Origin of the sequence: Shewanella electrodiphila, assembly GCF_023283985.1 — a bacterium.
GTDB lineage: Bacteria > Pseudomonadota > Gammaproteobacteria > Enterobacterales > Shewanellaceae > Shewanella > Shewanella electrodiphila.
The window spans coordinates 754,093-772,203 of sequence record NZ_JAKIKU010000001.1; the positions used below are offsets into that span (position 1 = coordinate 754,093).

Annotated in this window: 15 protein-coding genes; 10 read left to right on the plus strand and 5 right to left on the minus strand. The window is 40.5% G+C overall.

The window, feature by feature from the left end; all coding sequences use genetic code 11:
• Nucleotides 1-205: 205 nt before the first annotated feature.
• From L2737_RS03235 to L2737_RS03250, 4 genes are all read left to right on the plus strand, one after another.
• Nucleotides 206-967 (plus strand): TSUP family transporter, encoded by a 762-nt coding sequence (locus L2737_RS03235; protein WP_102526338.1) that lies wholly within the window; start codon nucleotides 206-208, stop codon nucleotides 965-967.
• Nucleotides 968-1,077: 110 nt separating this feature from the next.
• On the plus strand, nucleotides 1,078-2,352 hold the full coding sequence (gene sbcD, locus L2737_RS03240) for an exonuclease subunit SbcD (RefSeq protein ID WP_248954763.1): 1,275 nt from the start codon (nucleotides 1,078-1,080) through the stop codon (nucleotides 2,350-2,352).
• Nucleotides 2,349-6,110: an AAA family ATPase gene (locus tag L2737_RS03245; protein WP_248954764.1), complete on the plus strand. Its 3,762-nt coding sequence runs from the start codon at nucleotides 2,349-2,351 to the stop codon at nucleotides 6,108-6,110. Before sbcD ends, L2737_RS03245 begins: the two co-directional genes overlap by 4 nt.
• Before the next feature lie 612 nt (nucleotides 6,111-6,722).
• On the plus strand, nucleotides 6,723-8,027 hold the full coding sequence (locus tag L2737_RS03250; RefSeq protein WP_248954765.1) for a peptidoglycan DD-metalloendopeptidase family protein: 1,305 nt from the start codon (nucleotides 6,723-6,725) through the stop codon (nucleotides 8,025-8,027).
• Between the two features lie 63 nt (nucleotides 8,028-8,090).
• Here L2737_RS03250 and L2737_RS03255 read toward each other — a convergent pair whose 3' ends face one another.
• The 4 genes from L2737_RS03255 to L2737_RS03270 form a co-directional block, all read right to left on the minus strand.
• Complete coding sequence (locus tag L2737_RS03255) at nucleotides 8,091-8,399, minus strand: HNH endonuclease (protein WP_248954766.1); 309 nt, start codon at nucleotides 8,397-8,399, stop codon at nucleotides 8,091-8,093.
• Nucleotides 8,400-8,558: 159 nt separating this feature from the next.
• The gene (locus tag L2737_RS03260; protein WP_248954822.1) at nucleotides 8,559-9,158 is read right to left on the minus strand and encodes a M48 metallopeptidase family protein; all 600 of its coding nucleotides are present in this window, start codon (nucleotides 9,156-9,158) and stop codon (nucleotides 8,559-8,561) included.
• A 204-nt stretch (nucleotides 9,159-9,362) separates the two neighbouring features.
• Nucleotides 9,363-9,800: a DUF3010 family protein gene (locus L2737_RS03265; protein ID WP_102526343.1), complete on the minus strand. Its 438-nt coding sequence runs from the start codon at nucleotides 9,798-9,800 to the stop codon at nucleotides 9,363-9,365.
• 69 nt (nucleotides 9,801-9,869) lie between these two features.
• Nucleotides 9,870-11,255, minus strand: coding sequence for a DEAD/DEAH box helicase (locus tag L2737_RS03270; protein WP_102526344.1), 1,386 nt, complete (start codon nucleotides 11,253-11,255; stop codon nucleotides 9,870-9,872).
• 130 nt (nucleotides 11,256-11,385) lie between these two features.
• On the opposite strand from L2737_RS03270, the gene rssA reads away from it, so the two are divergent.
• The 6 genes from rssA to L2737_RS03300 all read left to right on the plus strand — a co-directional run bounded on the left by rssA (nucleotide 11,386) and on the right by L2737_RS03300 (nucleotide 17,601).
• Nucleotides 11,386-12,357, plus strand: a complete 972-nt coding sequence (gene rssA / locus L2737_RS03275) for a patatin-like phospholipase RssA (protein ID WP_102526345.1) — start codon at nucleotides 11,386-11,388, stop codon at nucleotides 12,355-12,357.
• A 210-nt stretch (nucleotides 12,358-12,567) separates the two neighbouring features.
• A complete protein-coding gene (nrdD, locus tag L2737_RS03280; protein WP_102526346.1) occupies nucleotides 12,568-14,688 on the plus strand; it encodes an anaerobic ribonucleoside-triphosphate reductase in 2,121 nt (706 codons plus the stop codon).
• A gap of 72 nt (nucleotides 14,689-14,760) precedes the next feature.
• Complete coding sequence (gene nrdG, locus L2737_RS03285) at nucleotides 14,761-15,243, plus strand: anaerobic ribonucleoside-triphosphate reductase-activating protein (protein WP_248954767.1); 483 nt, start codon at nucleotides 14,761-14,763, stop codon at nucleotides 15,241-15,243.
• Nucleotides 15,244-15,610: 367 nt separating this feature from the next.
• Nucleotides 15,611-15,967, plus strand: a complete 357-nt coding sequence (locus L2737_RS03290) for a YibL family ribosome-associated protein (protein WP_248954768.1) — start codon at nucleotides 15,611-15,613, stop codon at nucleotides 15,965-15,967.
• Nucleotides 15,968-16,052: 85 nt separating this feature from the next.
• The gene (gene ribA / locus L2737_RS03295) at nucleotides 16,053-16,667 is read left to right on the plus strand and encodes a GTP cyclohydrolase II (protein WP_102526349.1); all 615 of its coding nucleotides are present in this window, start codon (nucleotides 16,053-16,055) and stop codon (nucleotides 16,665-16,667) included.
• 82 nt (nucleotides 16,668-16,749) lie between these two features.
• Nucleotides 16,750-17,601: a hypothetical protein gene (locus tag L2737_RS03300; RefSeq protein WP_248954769.1), complete on the plus strand. Its 852-nt coding sequence runs from the start codon at nucleotides 16,750-16,752 to the stop codon at nucleotides 17,599-17,601.
• A 121-nt stretch (nucleotides 17,602-17,722) separates the two neighbouring features.
• On the opposite strand, the gene L2737_RS03305 is transcribed toward L2737_RS03300, so the two are convergent.
• Entirely contained in the window at nucleotides 17,723-18,055 is a 333-nt protein-coding gene (locus L2737_RS03305) for a VF530 family protein (RefSeq protein WP_248954770.1), read from the minus strand.
• Nucleotides 18,056-18,111 lie beyond the last annotated feature (56 nt).

An 18,111-nucleotide genomic window follows, 5' to 3' on the forward strand; every position in this document is an offset into this window, starting at 1 on the left:
TACTCGGATAGCAAGAAAGGCAACTTAGGTTGCCTTTTTTATTATCTTTTTCATCGAAAAAGAACAATTTAACAGCATAAACGTTAAAGGTTTTATACAAGTTTGAGCTTTCAAAACACAAAAACACATTTGTTTTAGATAGCTTTTGAAATTTATATGTAAAGCAGGTCTAATGGCCTATAAATAATAATTAAAGACACACCTCATGTTCGAACTGACCCTACAACTCGCCATCATATTATTTTTTGTTGCCATTCTTGCAGGTTTTATTGATGCCATAGCTGGTGGTGGAGGTCTTTTGACCATCCCAGCATTGATGTGGGCTGGATTGCCCCCAGCTGCAGCATTAGGAACCAATAAGCTTCAAGCTTGTGGTGGCAGCTTTTTTGCCAGTTTATATTTTATTCGCAAAGGGATGATTAATCTAAAACAGGCAAAGCTATCTATCATTTGCGCATTCGTTGGCGCTGCAGTGGGCACCATCATAGTACAAATGATTGATGTCAGTATTTTACAGCTGGTTTTGCCATTTCTGATATTAGCGATTGGTTGTTACTTTTTATTTTCAAAAAAGATATCTGAAGAAGATAAACAACAAGTATTAACCCCTACCATGTTTGCTTTTACCGCAGCGCTTGGGGTAGGTTTTTATGATGGTTTCTTTGGCCCAGGTACAGGCAGTTTTTTTGCTTTGGCATTTGTATCACTAGCAGGATACGGGCTTGCTAAAGCAACGGCCCATGCAAAAATCCTGAATTTTGCCACTAACATATCGTCATTGATTTTCTTTCTGATTGGCGGGCAAGTCTTCATTGTTTTAGGTTTGATTATGCTGGTTGGCCAAGCCATTGGCGCAACGTTAGGTTCACGTTTAGTGATGTCGAAAGGCGTGAAGATTATTAAGCCTCTTGTTGTAACAATGTCGTTTTTAATGAGCTTTAAATTATTATGGGCCCAATACGGTTAACTAATACGGTTAACGATTACGGTAAATTAGTATGGTTGGCGTTGTCCAAATACATTAACTCAGCTCATTTGTGCTGAGGTTAACTACCACATTCAGTTTTATAGGTTGCTATGCGCATTATTCATACATCAGATTGGCATTTAGGGCAGAATTTTTACGGAAAAAGCCGTGCCAACGAACATCAATTATTCATGCAGTGGTTGCTTGAGCAGATCAAATTACATGATGTTGATGCGTTAATTGTTGCGGGTGATATTTTCGATACTGGAACGCCGCCAAGTTATGCTCGTAGCCTTTACAATCAATTTATTGTCGATATTCAACAGACAGGTTGTCAGCTCATCGTATTGGGCGGAAACCATGATTCTGTAGCCACCTTAGGTGAGTCCAAGCAATTGCTTGCATGTCTTAATGCCACTGTTATTCCAGGGGCACTCAACAATGTTGATGAGCATGTATTAGTGATAAAGGATAAACATCAACAACCTTGTGCCATTATCTGCGCATTGCCATATTTGCGCCCTAGGGATTTGGTGCTAAGTCAATCTGGTGAGTCTAGTACTGATAAACAACGCAAGCTGGGTAATGAAATCGCCTCTTTGTATGAACAATGTTTTGAGCGTGCACAACTGCTTAATCAGCAACAGGATAAGCCATTACCTATTATTGCTACAGGGCACTTAACCACGGTTGGAGCTAGCACCAGTGAATCTGTCAGGGATATTTACATCGGCAGTCTTGATGCATTTAATGCATCTCTGTTTCCCGCAGCGGACTACATTGCCTTAGGTCATATTCACAGGCCACAAAAAATCGCTAAGACTGAGCACATTCGTTATAGCGGTTCACCGATCCCATTAAGCTTTGATGAATTGACTGGGCAAAAAAGTGTCTTTCTGGTTGAATTTAAGCAAGATAAATTAGCTGAAGTAAACGCTATTGACGTGCCTCGATTTCAGGCTATGGCAAGCTTAAAAGGCAGTTTAATTGATATTGAGGCAAGCTTGGCTGAATTTACAGTGAAATCGACTGATGCCGAGCCAGAAACGACTTGGCTGAGTATTGAAGTTGCACAGCAAGACTTTTTGAGTGATTTACAGAGTCGTATTGCTGATATCACAGAACCTTTAGCGGTTGAGGTGTTGCAACTTAAGCGTGCTCGCAGTCAACGTCAGCAACAAATAGCGCAGCTTGATAATGAAACTTTATCAGAGCTTTCTGTGAATGATGTGTTTGAGCGGCGTTTAGCCCAAGAGGATTTTTCAGAGCTCGCACAGCAACAAAGGCTAGAAAGGATCAAACTGCAATTCAATCAAGTCGTTGAACAGGTTGTTGAGCAAGGTGCCCAAGTTGAAACAAGTACAACTGAGGAGGCTAAAGCATGAAAATCCTCAGCTTACGTTTTAAAAACATCAACTCGTTAAAAAATGAATGGAAAATCGATTTCACCCAATCGCCGTTTAAAGAAAATGGTTTATTCGCGATTACTGGCCCGACAGGATCAGGTAAAACCACCATATTAGATGCCATTTGTTTAGCCCTATATCATCGAACGCCGCGATTAAAGGTTATCTCGAAAACCACTAATGAGTTAATGACTCGTGGTACCAGTGATTGTTTGGCTGAAGTTGAGTTTGAAGTAAAAGGTAAAGGCTATCGCGCTTTTTGGAGCCAACGTCGCTCACGGGGTCAAATTGATGGCAATTTGCAAGATGCGCAAGTAGAGCTTGCCGAACTTGATTCAGGCAAAATACTCGCCAGCCAAGTGAAACAAAAAACCGAGTTAACCGAAGCCGTTACTGGCCTAGACTTTGCGCGTTTTACTAAATCAATGATGCTATCTCAAGGGCAATTCGCGGCTTTTTTAAATGCCGATGCCAATGATCGCGCTGAGTTACTCGAAGAACTAACAGGTACAGAAATTTATGGCTTGATCTCAGAGCAAGTCCATCTGAATTTTAGTGAAGCCAAGCAAGCATTAAAACTGTTAGAGGCCAAAACAGACAGTGTTGAGCTGCTAACGGACGAAGCGATAGTAGATAAGCGTGCTGAAGCATTACAATTAGAGCAGCAAGAGACGCAATTGCAAGCTAAAACGCAACAATTTCAGCAGCACTTAACTTGGGCGCAGCAATGCGTTAAAACTAGCCAGCAGCTTACTGATAGCCAGCAAACGTTAGCGGCAGCTGAAGCTGATATTTCAGCACAAGCCCCAGCATTAGCAAAATTAAATGCCAGCGAGCCTGCGCAGATCATTACGCCTTTATTCACTTCGCTTAATAAGTTAAATGAACAAAAAAGCCAACTTGATGAGCAACAAGAAGAGCTAAAACAAGCTGGGCAAGATGCGCAAGTGACATTTAATGATGCTGTTATTGAGCATGAGAATAAACAACAAGAGAATTTACAACTTAAGCAAAGTCATCAACAATTAATCGAGTTAGTTGAGCAGCAGGTTGAACCTTTAGATAAGCAAATAGAAAAGTTAAATTTTCAATTGTCCGAGCTGCAAAAATCCAAGCAGCAACAGCAAACGCAATTACAACAAGTAGAGCGTGAGCAGCATCAACTCAATCAACAGTTAACTGAAAATAATCAAGCTAAGTTAACCAACCAGCAGTTAATTGAACGTTTCCCACAAGGCCAGTTGATCCAAAGTCATATTGCCGTGTGGAAACAACAAGCAAGCAACTATGCTAGGTTAAGCCAAAAAGATGCTGAGCTGGTCAAGGCAATCGAAGCTCAATCGGTGCAAGGTATACAGCATACAGAGCAGCTTGAGCAGTACCAGAAAAACGTTGAATCGCAGCAAGTTGAAGTACAGCATAAATTAACTGCGCTAAATGCTAGCGAGCATCAACTTGCCCAATTACTTGCTGGCAGCACAGAAGGGCAACTGCAGGCTCAGTATCAACAATTAATTGATCAGCAGGTTTCTCGCAGCCGATTACAGCAATTGCAACAACTGCATCTTGAAAGTCAGCAAGAACTGAATAATGAGCTAAAACAGGCACAGCAATTGTCTGAGCAGCTAGGGCAAATTGACCAGCAGCTTCACCAAGTGCGCACGGAATGGCAATCAAAGAACCAACAGGTTAAAGATTTACAATCGTTACTTAAACAAGAACAGCAAATTGTAAACTTAACCGCTGAGCGGGCTAAATTGATCCAGGGTGAACCTTGTGCTTTATGCGGCGCTAAAGAGCACCCTTTAGTTGACCATTATCAAGCCATTGATGTGAGTGACACCGAAGTGCGTTTTCAAAGCGAGTCTGACGCATTGCAACTGATTAAAACTCAAGGTGAGCAGTTAAGCCTTGAAAAGAAACAGCGCCAACATCAAGTTGAATTATTAACAGCACAGCAAGAAAAAAACCAACATCAAATTACTCAATATTTATCAGAGTATCAACAGATTACTGAGCAATTGTTGATTGGGCATTTAGCATCAAATGAGAGCGAGATTGATGCGCTATCGCTAGCTGAATTTATTCGACAAGCAACGCAGCAGCAACAGCAATTACACCAGCAACTTGCAACTATTAGGCAGCAATCTACTTCGCACCAGCAATGTAATGAGCAATACCAGCAAGCACAGGCTCATGCTGAGCAGCTGCAAAGTCAACTGATGTTAACGAAGCAGCAATCGCAAACTCAGATGCAAAAATTACAAGAGCTTAAACAACATCAGACTGAAGCTCAGCAGCAGATTGCTGACTTATTGGGTGATAGCCAAACCAGTGTCTCTCAAGCAGGCATAACCATGCCTGAAATTAGCCTATTTGAGTCGTGGTTGGTTGAATTAGACATTCAAATTACCCAATGGCAAAAAGCGTTTGAGCAGCAAGGAGTATTAGAGCAAGAGCATCAGTTATGCTCACAAAAGATTGCAGCGTTAATGACCCAGCATCAAGACATGACTGCTAAAAACAGTGTCCTTGACTCTCAGCTTGAACAACTGACAGCTGAGCAGAACAACACCAGCAAGCAGCGTTTTGCGCTATTTGCCGACAAACAATGTCCTCAAGAGAAACAAGCCAGTCACCAGTCACTGCAGCAAGCTGAACTTAGGTTAAGCCAAGCAAATGATATTCGAGTCAATATGCAGCAGCAACTGGACAAGTTAGTTGCGCAGCGTCAAGCCAATGAGCAACAAGTTCAGCGATTAACCATTGAGTTAAACGAGGCTGGTAGCGCATTTGAACAGGCGTTATTAACCAGTCCATTTACCAGCCAAGCTGAGTTTGAACAAGCTGTGATGCCAAGCGAGCAACGAGAAGCACTTAAGCAACTCAAGCAGCAATTAGATCAAAGCATGGTTAAAGCCAGCACCTTAGTTGAACAAGCGAAAACACAACTGGCGCAATTGATTATCCAAGCTAAGGAACTCGGCTTTAGCCAAAACGACTCGGAGAAGTTAACTGAGCAAACAATTGCAAGTCTTAGTGAACAGGTAATTACAGAAGTCAGTGAATTGAGCAAACAAGCTGAAACGGCATTGGCGGAAGTTAAACAACAGCTATGGCAAATTGCGCATTTGCTTAAAGAAGATGAAAGTAAACGTCAAGGTCAGCAACAGCTGGTTGAGCAGCTCAATCAAGCAAAACAAGATTATGATGACATCGCTTATTTGCATTCGCTGATTGGCTCGCAAAAAGGCGATAAATTCCGAAAATTCGCTCAAGGACTGACATTAGATCATTTAGTGACCCTCGCTAATCGTCAGTTAGATAGGCTTCAAGGTCGTTATTTGCTGGAAAGAAAACAATCGGAAGCGCTTGAGTTACAAGTTTTAGATACCTGGCAAGGCGATGCTGTGCGCGACACGCGGACTTTATCAGGCGGTGAAAGCTTTTTGGTGAGTTTGGCTTTAGCACTGGCACTATCGGATTTAGTCAGTCATAAAACCAGTATTGATTCATTATTCTTAGATGAAGGATTTGGCACCTTAGATAGCCAAACATTAGACACTGCGTTAGATGCGCTAGATAACTTAAATGCATCAGGTAAAATGATTGGCGTCATTAGTCATATTGAAGCGATGAAAGAGCGGATAAGCGTGCAAATCAAAGTGAATAAAATGAACGGGCTTGGGGTGAGCCGTTTACAAACTGAATACAAAGTTGAGACTGCTGCTGAGTAAAAGCAAATTTGCAGCTTAGAAGGGCGGTTCAGTGTGGAACTTCCCGCCCTTGTATGTCGAGAGTACTTTTTGTTTAACTGGGGGTTACTGCATTGAAAGCTGCTAATTCGATAATCACCCCAATACCTTTAAAAAAGACTGTTAATGTTTAATTTGTTTTAGAGTTTAGAGTTTAGAGTTTAGAGTTTAGAGTTTAGAGTTTAGAGTTTAGAGTTTAGAGTTTAGAGTTTAAATTTTAGGGGGCAGAGCATTGGACGGTTTCGCTCTTTTAAAACCAAAATAAACAGGACTTAATAGCAAAGCAATTGCAGGTGAATATATATTTTACTCGCTCTTAGCCATTTGAAAATTCAATATATAATAGGCCGTTAAATCTTGATAACAGAGTTAACTCAAGCTGATTACGTTCAGTTATCGAGTGCCGCTAGAGTGTCCAATCGGTTTATACTGAGTTCAAATTTATGCAGTTTAAATGATAGATTATATTTTTTTTAGGCTATTTATTTGGTATAACGGGTCGTTACTATATCTTCTAGTGCTTAAGTACGCATTCTTTAGGTCATCTTATTGTTGACTCGACTTAGCTAAAAGGTATTACTTTTTTACGTATTTATGGCGGTACCCAGATTGCTTTCAGCTAAAAGGGGTCAGTTACAGGCGCGCTTGAATAAAGTGCCTAACTTACCTGTATTACATCGAAAATTATTACTTGCCAGCGTATTTGTTGTTGCTGCGGCTTTGCTATGGCCAACGCCGCAAGAGTTTTCATCGCAGCGCATCCCAGTGGCATTGGACATTGAGTCCTTTTTACCCAATGGGACGAGTGCTTCAACATTTGAAATTGTAGAACCTATAAAACCTAACTTTGAACGTGTGATTCAAAATGGCGATACCTTAGGTCATTTATTCGAGTTAGCGGGTATTGGTCAGCAAACCATGTATAAAGTGCTTGAAGCCGATTTGAACGTGCTTGCATTAGATACATTGTCTTTGGGTAACAGAATTCAGTTCTTCCAGGACGAACGACAAAATCTCACTAAACTTGAATTGTACTTTAACCCCGCTTATCAGGTCATTTTTACTCGCTTTGATGATGGTAGTTATGGCGTTGAAGAAATTAATATCGAAGGCATTTGGCAAAACCGTATTATTAGCGGTGAGATTAATGGTTCATTCTATTTATCTGCGCAACGAGCAGGCCTTAGTGCGGCAAATATTCAAACCATTGAAACGCTACTTTCGAGCAAATTAGATTTTTCTCGCGATTTACGTGCCGGTGACACCTTTAACGTATTGATGAATGATCAATATATTGAAGGTGAGTCAACTGGGATCTCGCAACTACAAGCCGTTAGGATTAATTCCCGTAGAAATAACGTCAATGCATTTCAAAATGTTGATGGCAATTATTATGATGATCGTGGCCAAGGCTTAGCCAGTGCATTCCAACGTATTCCGTTAGAACGTCAGTTCCGCTTATCGTCGCATTTTAACCCTCATCGTAAGCACCCTGTAACAGGTCGAGTATCACCCCATAACGGCACTGACTTTGCGACACCAATTGGTACTCGTGTTGTGGCACCTGGTGATGGTGTAGTGTCGATGATCACTAACCATCGCTTTGCAGGGAAATATATTGTTATTGAACACGATAACAATATCAGAACCCGTTATTTGCATTTATCAAAGTTTTTAGTGCGAAAAGGTCAGCGAGTTAAGCGTGGTCAAGTGATTGGCTTAACCGGTAATACAGGCCGAGTTACAGGCCCGCATTTACACTATGAATTCCATGTAAACGGCCGCCCAGCGAACCCAATGAAAGTTAGCATAGTGGAGGCTTCGGTATTGCCTAAGAAGCAAATGGCAGAATTCAAACAATTAGTCAGTAGTAAACAAATGATGATGGATTTAGGTTAGTCAGCCATTATATTGAACAAGGCCACGTTGTTAAAACGTGGCTTTTTTGTTTATACGAGTTTTTTATTCACGCCATTGTGTTTCGAACTTATCGGGTTTACCGATATTACAAATATCGCAAAGGATTTGAAGGTTGTTAATGTCTAAAGCGAGTGCTGGGTATTTTGAGCGTGGTTTAATATGATCAACATGCATGATGACATTATGTAATGGACTACGCCCACAACATGCACACTTGTTTCCATACTTTTCAAATGCTTCAGCCTTTAGATTGCTCCATTCTTTACTAGAGTAGAAGGAAGCAGCTTTTGGCTCTTCAAATGGGATCAGTTCCCAGTCATTGTATTCAGTAGGAGGAATGTCTGGCCCCATTTATCCTACAGAGTAACCTTTATCTAGATTATCTTTTAGCCAATTGCGAATAGACTTTAAAGCTGCTTTTTCTGATTTATAATGTTTGGTTCTACGCCCTTCGCCTCTATAGGTTGCTACGTACATGATAAGGCTCCAATACTTTATGATTCATTCAGACTAATATGGCGACTTACCCAATTCAATACATGTGAGCAATAAGCGTAAATCGAGTTCGAGCTGATGATAATCAGCAGTCATATATTTGCACAGTTGATAAAAAGCTTTGTTATGGTCTTTTTCTTTAAGGTGAGCCAGTTCATGCACAACAACCATTCTTAATAATGGTTCGGGTACATGGCGCAGTCTAGAAGATATTCTAATCTCGTTTTTGGCTTTGACCTTATTACCTTGAACGCGATTAGCATAGGTGTGAAGTCCCAAAGCTTGATGACTTAAACTGATTTTTTCATCAAAAATGACTTTCGATATAGGGTCAGACTGCTTTAAAAATTGCTGTTTAAACTCCATGGCATAGTCATATAAGGCTTTATCGGTACGTATGTCATGGATAGTTGGATATCGACTTAGTAGCAGGTTTTCGAGGGTGTCATTTTCAATATGACGTTTAACTTGTTCAATGGTGCTGGCTGAATAACCATTAAGGTATTTTAACTGGGCTTGCTGTTTTTGTTTTGCTTGCACATCTTTACTGGTTACAAGGCCTGCTAAGGTATCTTTTGCGGCTGCAACTTTAGCCGAGCTGTTTTTTACAGCCATTTTAGGCGGCGCTTTACGAGCGGGTTTGTCTGCTAGATTTTTGGGTGCTTTTTTTGAGCTCATAGCTTGTTAGTTTGCCCAATGGAATATGGTTAATTAGCGGATAAAACTAAGCCTACCAATTCATCTTAATGTTTTCATCAAATTGATGATTAAGGAAATCGATAGGCTTATTGTTTACGTAAGCTTAAGTCGGTATTTGACTTAAACTTTACCGTACATACGACGGTTTTGCTGTGCGTATGCAGCATCAAATGCAGCCATTTGCACGCGCTTAAGACCAAGAGTTTCTAAATCCGCTTGAGGCGGGTTACGTTTTAACTCTTCTTTAATAATAACAGGGCTAATAATGCTTACTGGTAATTCAGTGATTTGAATCGCTGATTCTAATTTAAAGCTGGTAGCAGAACCTGCAAATTTACCTTTTTGTTCACGTTCAATGATGACGATTTCGTCAACTTTGTAGTCTTCCATTAACTTGTGGAAAGCAAAGTGAAACTCACGAATAGATTCTGTTTCAGCAGATTTAGAAATGCTGAAAGAGATTTGACGACATTCAGGTACATTGAATGTTTCAACTTCGTAAGTTAATAAGCTAATGATGGCTTCGCCACCTTTTAATTCCACGCCACAAATTTTCATGTTTCACCTTACTTTTGAACTAGTTTGTTTTGCCTAACAGAGCATATGCTTCATTAGGCTTAAATGGGTTTAATCTTCGCCAAGCTCTTGTTCATCATCTTGAACAATTGAGTTATCGTTTTCTAAAATTTTGGCTGGCTTTGCCTTACGTCGCATTGGCGCGTCACCAATATCAACACCTGTAATAAAACGCTTATCGCGTTTGGGTGCTGTTTTAGGTTTATTCGCTGTGCTGCGCTTTTTGTTAGATGCTTTAACATCGGCAGTTTTCGCATTGTTACTGCCAGCTTTTGGCTTGTCTTTTAAGCCTTTGAATTTGCCTTGTAGACCTTCAATGGTCGAGAAGTCAAAATTCTTACGTAAGAATACTTGGATCTTTTTAAAGCTTTCCCAGTCTTTAGGGCCAACTAATGAGATCGCATCACCTTTAGCGCCAGCTCGGCCAGTTCGGCCAATACGGTGAACATACTCTTCGGCAAATTTTGGCATGTCAAAGTTAATCACTAATGACACGTTTAATAAATCTAACCCGCGCGATGCAACGTCAGTGGTTACCAAAATCTTTTGTTGGCCACGGCTGAACTTATCCATAATCTGATTACGGGCAGATTGATTTAAGTCACCACTTAATGCCGCCGTTTCTAAGCCTTCTTCTGCAAGCAGTTTAGCTAATCTATCGGTATCAGAGCGGGTCGCAGTGAAAATTATCACCTGCTTGTGTTGTTCATTTTTCAACACATGTTGTAGTAGCGCTTGTTTATGATCTAAGTGATCAACTAAGAATACGCGCTGGTTAATGTCTTTATGTTCGTTATGTGATGCACCAATAGCGACATGACTTGGTGTTTTCAATAAGGTTGCCGCGATATCATTGATATGATCGTGATCAAGCGTTGCTGAAAACATCAGTGTTTGTCTGCGTTTGTGATCGGCAGCTTCATTGATGGCTTTTAATTGCGGCGCAAAACCTAAATCAAGCATGCGATCGGCTTCATCAAGAATTAGCAATTCTAGTCCATTAAGGTACAGGTGACGTTGTGCTAGATGATCCGCAATACGACCAGGCGTTGCCACAATAAAATGTGGGTCACGAGATAATGACTTTGCTTGATCGTTAAAGTTTTCGCCGCCTAAAATGCTCACTGCTTTATATTGGGTGTTTGCCACCAATAAACGCAGTTGACCATAAACTTGTTGGGCAAGTTCTCGAGTCGGCAGTAAAATGAGCACACGCGGATCTTTTTTAGATAAGGCCTTTGTTGATATTACGCGCTGCAAAGCAGGTAATAAAAATGCCAGGGTTTTACCTGAACCGGTTTTTGAAGATGCCATTAAATCTTTACCCGCTAGGGCAATCGGCAGGGCTTGCTGCTGAATTTCAGTTGGCTCAGAAATGCCCATATGCTTTAGACTTTCAAGTAAGCGTTTGTCTAAAGAAAAATCGGTAAATAACAAAGGTAAATCCCCTAAAAAATGATAGCCAGATATTATAACGTGTAAGCCTGAGATAGCCAACAGCTTAAGCCTCAGTTATGCTGAGTATTAGCATTTTAATTTCAATGTATTTTTAAGGATGTAAACAAACATGTCAGATGTACCCAAGGATCCGCCTAACACTAAACAATTACGAATTGGTGTAGCGTTAGGCAGTGGTGCGGCTAAAGGTTGGGCCCACATTGGGGTATTAAAAGAACTTGCTGAAATGGGTGTGCATCCAGATAAAGTGGCCGGTTGTTCAGTAGGGGCATTGGTCGGTGCTGCGTACGCCAATGATCATCTCGATGAGTTAGAAGGTTGGGTTCGAGGTTTTTCAAGCTGGGATGTACTTGGTCTAATGGATTTAAGCTGGCGCAAAGGCGGTTTAATTAGTGGTGAAAAGGTGTTTGATGTTTTGGCTGGTCGTATTGGTGAGCTAAGTATTGAGCAATTGAAAAAACCTTTTTCGGCGGTAGCGACTGATTTATATTCAGGTCAAGAAATTTGGTTTAAAGAAGGTGATTTACGCCACGCTGTCAGAGCTTCTTGTTCAATGCCAGGCTTTTTACCGCCAGTGCAATTACAAGATCGCTGGTTAGTTGATGGTGCTGTAGTGAATCCTGTTCCTGTATCAATGTGCCGTGCAATGGATGTTGATGTGGTGATTGCCGTTGATTTAAATGGTCACCGCCGTAATAGCATGCACATGTTGCCACAGCAGATGAAAAGCCGGGCTCCGACTGCACTAGAAAAGCAGCAGCAAGAAGGCGCTGAACCAGAGTCCGCTTTTATGGATATTTTAGGTAAGGGTAAAGAGTACATCGCAGGTTTGTCTGAAAAGTTTTCTATGTCGACTAAATCACACCCTGGGATGATTGCTGTGATGTCTCAATCAATGGACATTTTAGAACAACGCCATAAACGCGCACGGTTAATGGGCGATCCCCCCGATGTGTGTTTAGTGCCACAGTTAGCAGATATCGGTACGATGGAGTTTCACCGTGCAGCTGAAGCGATAGAAGCTGGCAGACAATCTGTTCGTCAAACTGCGCATTTAATCAACTCTGCATTAGGCCGATAACGGTTTTCAATTGTATGGTCAAGCTTTGTCTGTCTAAACAGTGCAGAGCTTGGCAGTAATATTTTTCATTTCTCACCTCGTCAGTTAAATATGATCTAGATCATAGATTTCTAGTCTCCATTATTGCTTAATACACCATATCTAGTGTTTATTGGTTTTTTGTTGTGGATATATAGTGTTTATATCCTGTGCATAAATGGAGTGAAAGTAATGCCTGTAGTAATTAAAAGGGACGGTTGTCGGACTTTATTTGATGAGTCTAGAATTAAGGATGCCATTGTTGCTGCGATGGAAACTGCTACAGGTAGTGCTGATAGTGATTACGCTGAAACTGTTGCTTGTGTGATTAGAGATCAAGTCTCCGACAAGCAAGAAGTTGACATTCACCACCTACAAGGTCTGGTAGAAAACTTATTAATGGAAGGGCCTCACAAAGAAGTGGCTCGTCATTATATTGAGTATCGCCATGATCGCGATATTTGTCGTGAAGCAAAAAGTAAACTTAACTGCGAAATTCGTGGCTTAGTTGAACAAAGCGACAGCTCTATTCTAAATGAAAACGCCAATAAAGACGCAAAAGTGATTCCAACACAACGTGACTTATTAGCCGGTATTGTAGCTAAGCATTATGCTAAATCGCACCTATTACCAAAAGATATTGTGGCTGCTCATGAATCAGGCCAACTGCATTACCATGATTTAGATTACGCACCTTTCTTCCCAATGTTTAACTGCATGCTGATTGATTTAGCGGGCATGATGACCCATGGCTTTAAAATGGGTAATGCTGAGATTGATACACCAAAATCTATTTCAACAGCGACCGCTGTGACAGCGCAAATTATTGCTCAAGTGGCTAGCCACATCTATGGCGGCACCACGATTAACCGCATTGACGAAGTGTTAGCTGAGTTTGTGCAAAAAAGTTACCAAAAACAATTAGTGATAGGTAAAGAGTGGGGCGTAAGCGATGTTGAAGCTTTTGCCATGGCGCAAACTGAGAAAGAATGTCATGACGCATTCCAGTCTTTAGAGTATGAAGTGAACACATTGCATACTGCAAATGGTCAAACGCCATTCGTAACTTTTGGCTTTGGTTTAGGCACAAGCTGGGAATCACGTTTAATTCAAAAGTCGATTCTTACTGTGCGTATGGCAGGTTTAGGTAAAAACCGTAAAACCGCTGTATTCCCTAAGCTTGTGTTCGCTATTCGTGATGGTGTTAACCATAAAGCGACTGATAGTAATTACGATGTGAAGAAGCTGGCTTTAGAATGCGCAACAATGCGCATGTATCCGGACATTCTTAACTATGAACAAGTAGAGCGTGTTACGGGATCATTCAAAACTCCTATGGGTTGTCGTTCTTTCTTAGGCACTTACGAAGAAAATGGCGAGCTTATCCATGAAGGCCGTAACAACTTAGGTGTGGTTAGTCTTAACCTACCAAGAATTGCCATAGAAGCTAAAGGCGATGAAAAAGCATTCTTCGCCTTACTTGATGAAAGAATGATATTGGCTCGTAAAGCATTAGATACCCGCATTGCTCGTCTTGTTGGAGTTAAAGCACGGGTTGCGCCAATTCTTTATATGGAAGGTGCTTGTGGTGTTCGCTTAAAAGCGGATGATGATATTTCTGAAATTTTCAAAAATGGCCGTGCGTCTATTTCATTAGGCTACATCGGTCTTCATGAAACGATTAATGCATTATATGGCACAGAAGAGCATGTATTCGACAGTGAGCTTTTACGCACTAAAGCTGTTGAAATTATCAATGTGATGAAGCGTGCTACAGAATCATGGAAAGCTGAAACAGGTTATGGCTTTAGCTTATACAGTACACCAAGTGAGAACTTGTGTAGCCGTTTCTGTCAGTTAGATGCAAAACAGTTTGGTGTGGTTGAAGGTGTGACTGATAAAGGTTATTACACCAATAGCTTCCATTTAGATGTAGAAAAGAAAGTTAACCCATACGATAAAATTGATTTTGAATTACCGTACCCAGAAATCACTAACGGTGGCTTTATTTGTTACGGTGAGTTCCCTAACATGCAACACAACATTGAAGCATTAGAGAACGTTTGGGATTACAGCTATAGCCGTGTGCCATATTACGGCACTAACACACCGATTGATGAGTGTTATGACTGTGGTTTTGTAGGCGAGTTTAATTGTACTAGTAAAGGGTTTGTGTGTCCTAAATGTGGCAACCATGAACCAAGCCGTGTATCTGTAACACGTCGTGTATGTGGTTATTTAGGTAGTCCTGATGCAAGACCGTTTAACTATGGTAAGCAAGAAGAAGTGAAGCGCCGCGTTAAGCATATCTAGTCGCGTCATTGAGTTAACATAGAATCAAATAAGGCGCTGATTAGCGCCTTATTTATTTGAAAGGTAAGTGTTATGAATTTTCATCAGTATTATCCAGTCGATGTGATAAACGGTCCCGGAACGCGCTGCACTTTGTTTGTATCGGGTTGCGAACATCAATGTCGTGGTTGTTATAACCAATCGACTTGGGATCCGCGTTCAGGTCATAAAGTGGATAAGCCAATGGAAGATCAAATCATTGCTGATTTAAATGACACGAGAATCAAACGTCGTGGATTATCTTTGTCAGGCGGCGACCCATTATTCCCTGCAAACTTAACCGCTATCTTGTCTTTGGTTAAACGAGTTAAAGCTGAATGCCCTGATAAAGATATTTGGCTTTGGAGTGGTTATAAACTGGATGAGATGTCACTTAAGCAACAACAAATATTGTCGTATGTTGACGTATTGGTTGATGGAAAATTTGAACAAGATTTAGCTGATCCAAGCCTTAAATGGCGGGGTAGTTCAAACCAAGTTATCCATGACATGAGTTCGCTTATTGCTGTTGGTTAACTTTTGGTATTGGCTTGTTAATTGTCATGAGCGAGCTTTTAAAACTCATTTATAATGCTCTTATTTAACAACTTCAATAACTGCGACACGAACAATCAGAGTTGTCCTCGCCAATAATTACGTTGTTGTTTAGCCTCGCTTCAACTTGAATGTTATAAAAACAGTATAGTAATCAAAGTTCAATTTATAGCCATCAGACAACGAAACTCCCATAGCAGTGATGAAATGATAAATTTATGCGCTGTAACAAGTTTTCAAGTTAGCTAATTTAACCCCTTTAGGTATATAATTTGCGTTCGAAAAAGTGTTGTTCGATATCAAAACAACTCATTGCTATCGATAACATGAAAGAATTTAAGGTAAAGAAATGAATTTAAAAGAAGAACTGCAAGCATTAAATGATAAAGCAGAGAAGTTTCGTCGTAAGCTTGCTGCCGCAGAAGCGCGTGAAGACAAAGTTATTATCATGCAGTTTAAGAAAGAAATTGCCACAGTCACTAAACGTATTGCGAGCTTGAAAAATCAGCAATCACGTCAATTGAATAAGCAAGGCCAAGAAGTTAAAGGCTTAAAATTCAACCGTGCACTGACTAAAGCTGAACAAGCTGATATGGGCAAGCTTAAAAAATCAGTAAAAGGACTTGTAGTTGTTCACCCAATGACTGCTATGGGCCGCGAAATGAATATCACTGTTGTCACAGGATTTGCTCCAGCAAAATTCTAGTCCAGTATTCGAAATAGTCATGACATAAAAGTCAGTTCAAGGATGAAAAGTCTCAAGGATTGAGCGTTGTCTTAAAGGTTTATCCATGTCGATTAAATATATCGCCACTTCTAAGTTACCTACGCCTTGGGGCGTATTTGCTATGCATGGTTTTGAAGATACAGAAACTGGCAAAGAGCATGTGGCGTTAACTTATGGTGAGCTTAATGCCACCGAGCCTATGTTAGGCCGAATTCATTCAGAATGTCTAACTGGTGATGCCTTATTTAGTTTACGTTGCGATTGTGGTTTCCAACTGCAAACAGCAATGCAAAATATCGCTGAAAATGGTCAAGGGTTTATTCTTTACCTACGTCAAGAAGGACGTGGTATTGGGTTACTTAACAAAATCCGTGCTTATGAGTTACAAGACCAAGGTGCTAACACGGTTGAAGCGAATGAGCGTTTAGGCTTTGAAGCTGACATGCGTAAGTACGATATGGTCGAGCCTATGTTAGCGCAAATTAGCGTAAGCAAGGTTAAGCTTATGACGAATAATCCACGTAAAGTCAAAGCGATGCAATCGATGGGCATTGAAGTTGCTGAAAGAGTGCCTTTGCAAGTGGGTAAAAACCGTTATAATGAAGATTATTTAAAAACTAAATCAACCCAGTTAGGTCATATGATGACAGAACATCATTTTATCGAAGAAGATAAATAACGGTTGATGCTTTAGCCTAGACCTCTTTCGTCGCTTATTAGAGACATGATAAGAGTTGCTTAAAACATATGGGTTATCAACATTGAAAGCGTGTCGCTTTATTCATCCTAAAAGCGTTGCAACTATTCTTGCAGCGCTTTTTGTTAGTTTTTTTACCCCGTCTCAAAGCTATGCTGGTGAGTCGAAAAATCCCGATCTCTCTCATTATGCTTTTGCAAATTACATTGGCAGCGGTATATATCGCACCTCTGGGCAGAATGCTGCTGTAGTTAATATTCCCTTTGCTTTTGATATTGAAGAGTCAGACGATCATATTCTCACCTTAAGATTACCCATTTCATTAGGTTTCTTTGATTACTCGTTTAGTGACTTACCAGAAGGCGATATCCCAGATAATGTTGGCACTATGACCATCACACCTGGAATTGAATACAAATGGCTTTATGATGAACAACTGACTTTTCAAAGCTATTTAGATTTAGGCTACGGTCACAATTTTTCTAATAGTAGTAACGTGGGAATTGTCTCTACGGGTATATCTGCGTTATACGGGTTAGCGCAACCTAAATATACACCCATTTGGGTTAATCGAGTTTACTACGCAGGTTATAAAAGCAGTATAAACGACAGCTCAGAAAGCTATTCAGTACTGCAATCTGGCATTGATTTCGGTGTTGGACAGCAGTGGGATTGGGGTGATTATACTATTGAACCTAGATTGTTTGTGGCTGGGCGTTGGTACTTTAACAAGCTTAAGTTTATTACACCGTTAGAAGATGATATTCATACTTCGAGTACTTATGAAGTGGGTGCAACCTTAGCTTTATCCAAGCCATTAGGTTGGGGCTGGTTCAGTACCGATAGATTTGGGGTGAGTTATCAAACTGATGGTGAACTGCAAGTGTGGCGTTTGATATTTGAGTTTCCAATGTAATTAACCCTGATGGTTATAACATTGATTATCGAGTATGCATTGCTAAGATGTTGAATCAAATTTTATCAATAAAAAAGGCATGAATATTCATGCCTGTTTTGTTTAGCTTTAATTTTAAAGCTTACTTTCCCCAAATACTCGCGTTGACGCCTTCAGTGCTTTTATTACTGTGACCTGACTTTGCGTTGCTCGTTGAAGGTTCTTGCTCTTTTTCAACATAAGGCTTTGGTGCAGGCAAGGGAAGTTTATTCATTTTAAGCCACAAGTATTCGACCTTGTCTCTCGCCCACTCGGTTTTACGTAAAAACTTTAAGCTCGACTTAACGCTAGGGTTATCGTTAAAACAGCGAATATTAATACGGCTACCTAACTCTTCCCAGCCATACTTATCGACGAGATCATTAACGATGGTTTCAAGTTTTATACCATGTAGCGGGTTGTTTGCTTGTGTCATTACTCAGGCTTGATTAACTAATTTGCGGTTATTATAACAAATGTTATCAGAAAAGC

Bases quoted from the DNA above. Each gene is read 5' to 3' on its own strand.
- ribA (WP_102526349.1), top strand. From the start codon at position 16,053: ATGTCGATTAAATATATCGCCACTTCTAAGTTACCTACGCCTTGGGGC.
- sbcD (WP_248954763.1), top strand. From the start codon at position 1,078: ATGCGCATTATTCATACATCAGATTGGCATTTAGGGCAGAATTTTTAC.
- L2737_RS03265 (WP_102526343.1), bottom strand. From the start codon at position 9,800: ATGAAAATTTGTGGCGTGGAATTAAAAGGTGGCGAAGCCATCATTAGC.
- L2737_RS03245 (WP_248954764.1), top strand. From the start codon at position 2,349: ATGAAAATCCTCAGCTTACGTTTTAAAAACATCAACTCGTTAAAAAAT.
- L2737_RS03260 (WP_248954822.1), bottom strand. From the start codon at position 9,158: ATGGCTGTAAAAAACAGCTCGGCTAAAGTTGCAGCCGCAAAAGATACC.
- L2737_RS03235 (WP_102526338.1), top strand. From the start codon at position 206: ATGTTCGAACTGACCCTACAACTCGCCATCATATTATTTTTTGTTGCC.
- nrdD (WP_102526346.1), top strand. From the start codon at position 12,568: ATGCCTGTAGTAATTAAAAGGGACGGTTGTCGGACTTTATTTGATGAG.
- rssA (WP_102526345.1), top strand. From the start codon at position 11,386: ATGTCAGATGTACCCAAGGATCCGCCTAACACTAAACAATTACGAATT.
- L2737_RS03290 (WP_248954768.1), top strand. From the start codon at position 15,611: ATGAATTTAAAAGAAGAACTGCAAGCATTAAATGATAAAGCAGAGAAG.
- L2737_RS03250 (WP_248954765.1), top strand. From the start codon at position 6,723: ATGGCGGTACCCAGATTGCTTTCAGCTAAAAGGGGTCAGTTACAGGCG.
- L2737_RS03255 (WP_248954766.1), bottom strand. From the start codon at position 8,399: ATGGGGCCAGACATTCCTCCTACTGAATACAATGACTGGGAACTGATC.
- nrdG (WP_248954767.1), top strand. From the start codon at position 14,761: ATGAATTTTCATCAGTATTATCCAGTCGATGTGATAAACGGTCCCGGA.
- L2737_RS03305 (WP_248954770.1), bottom strand. From the start codon at position 18,055: ATGACACAAGCAAACAACCCGCTACATGGTATAAAACTTGAAACCATC.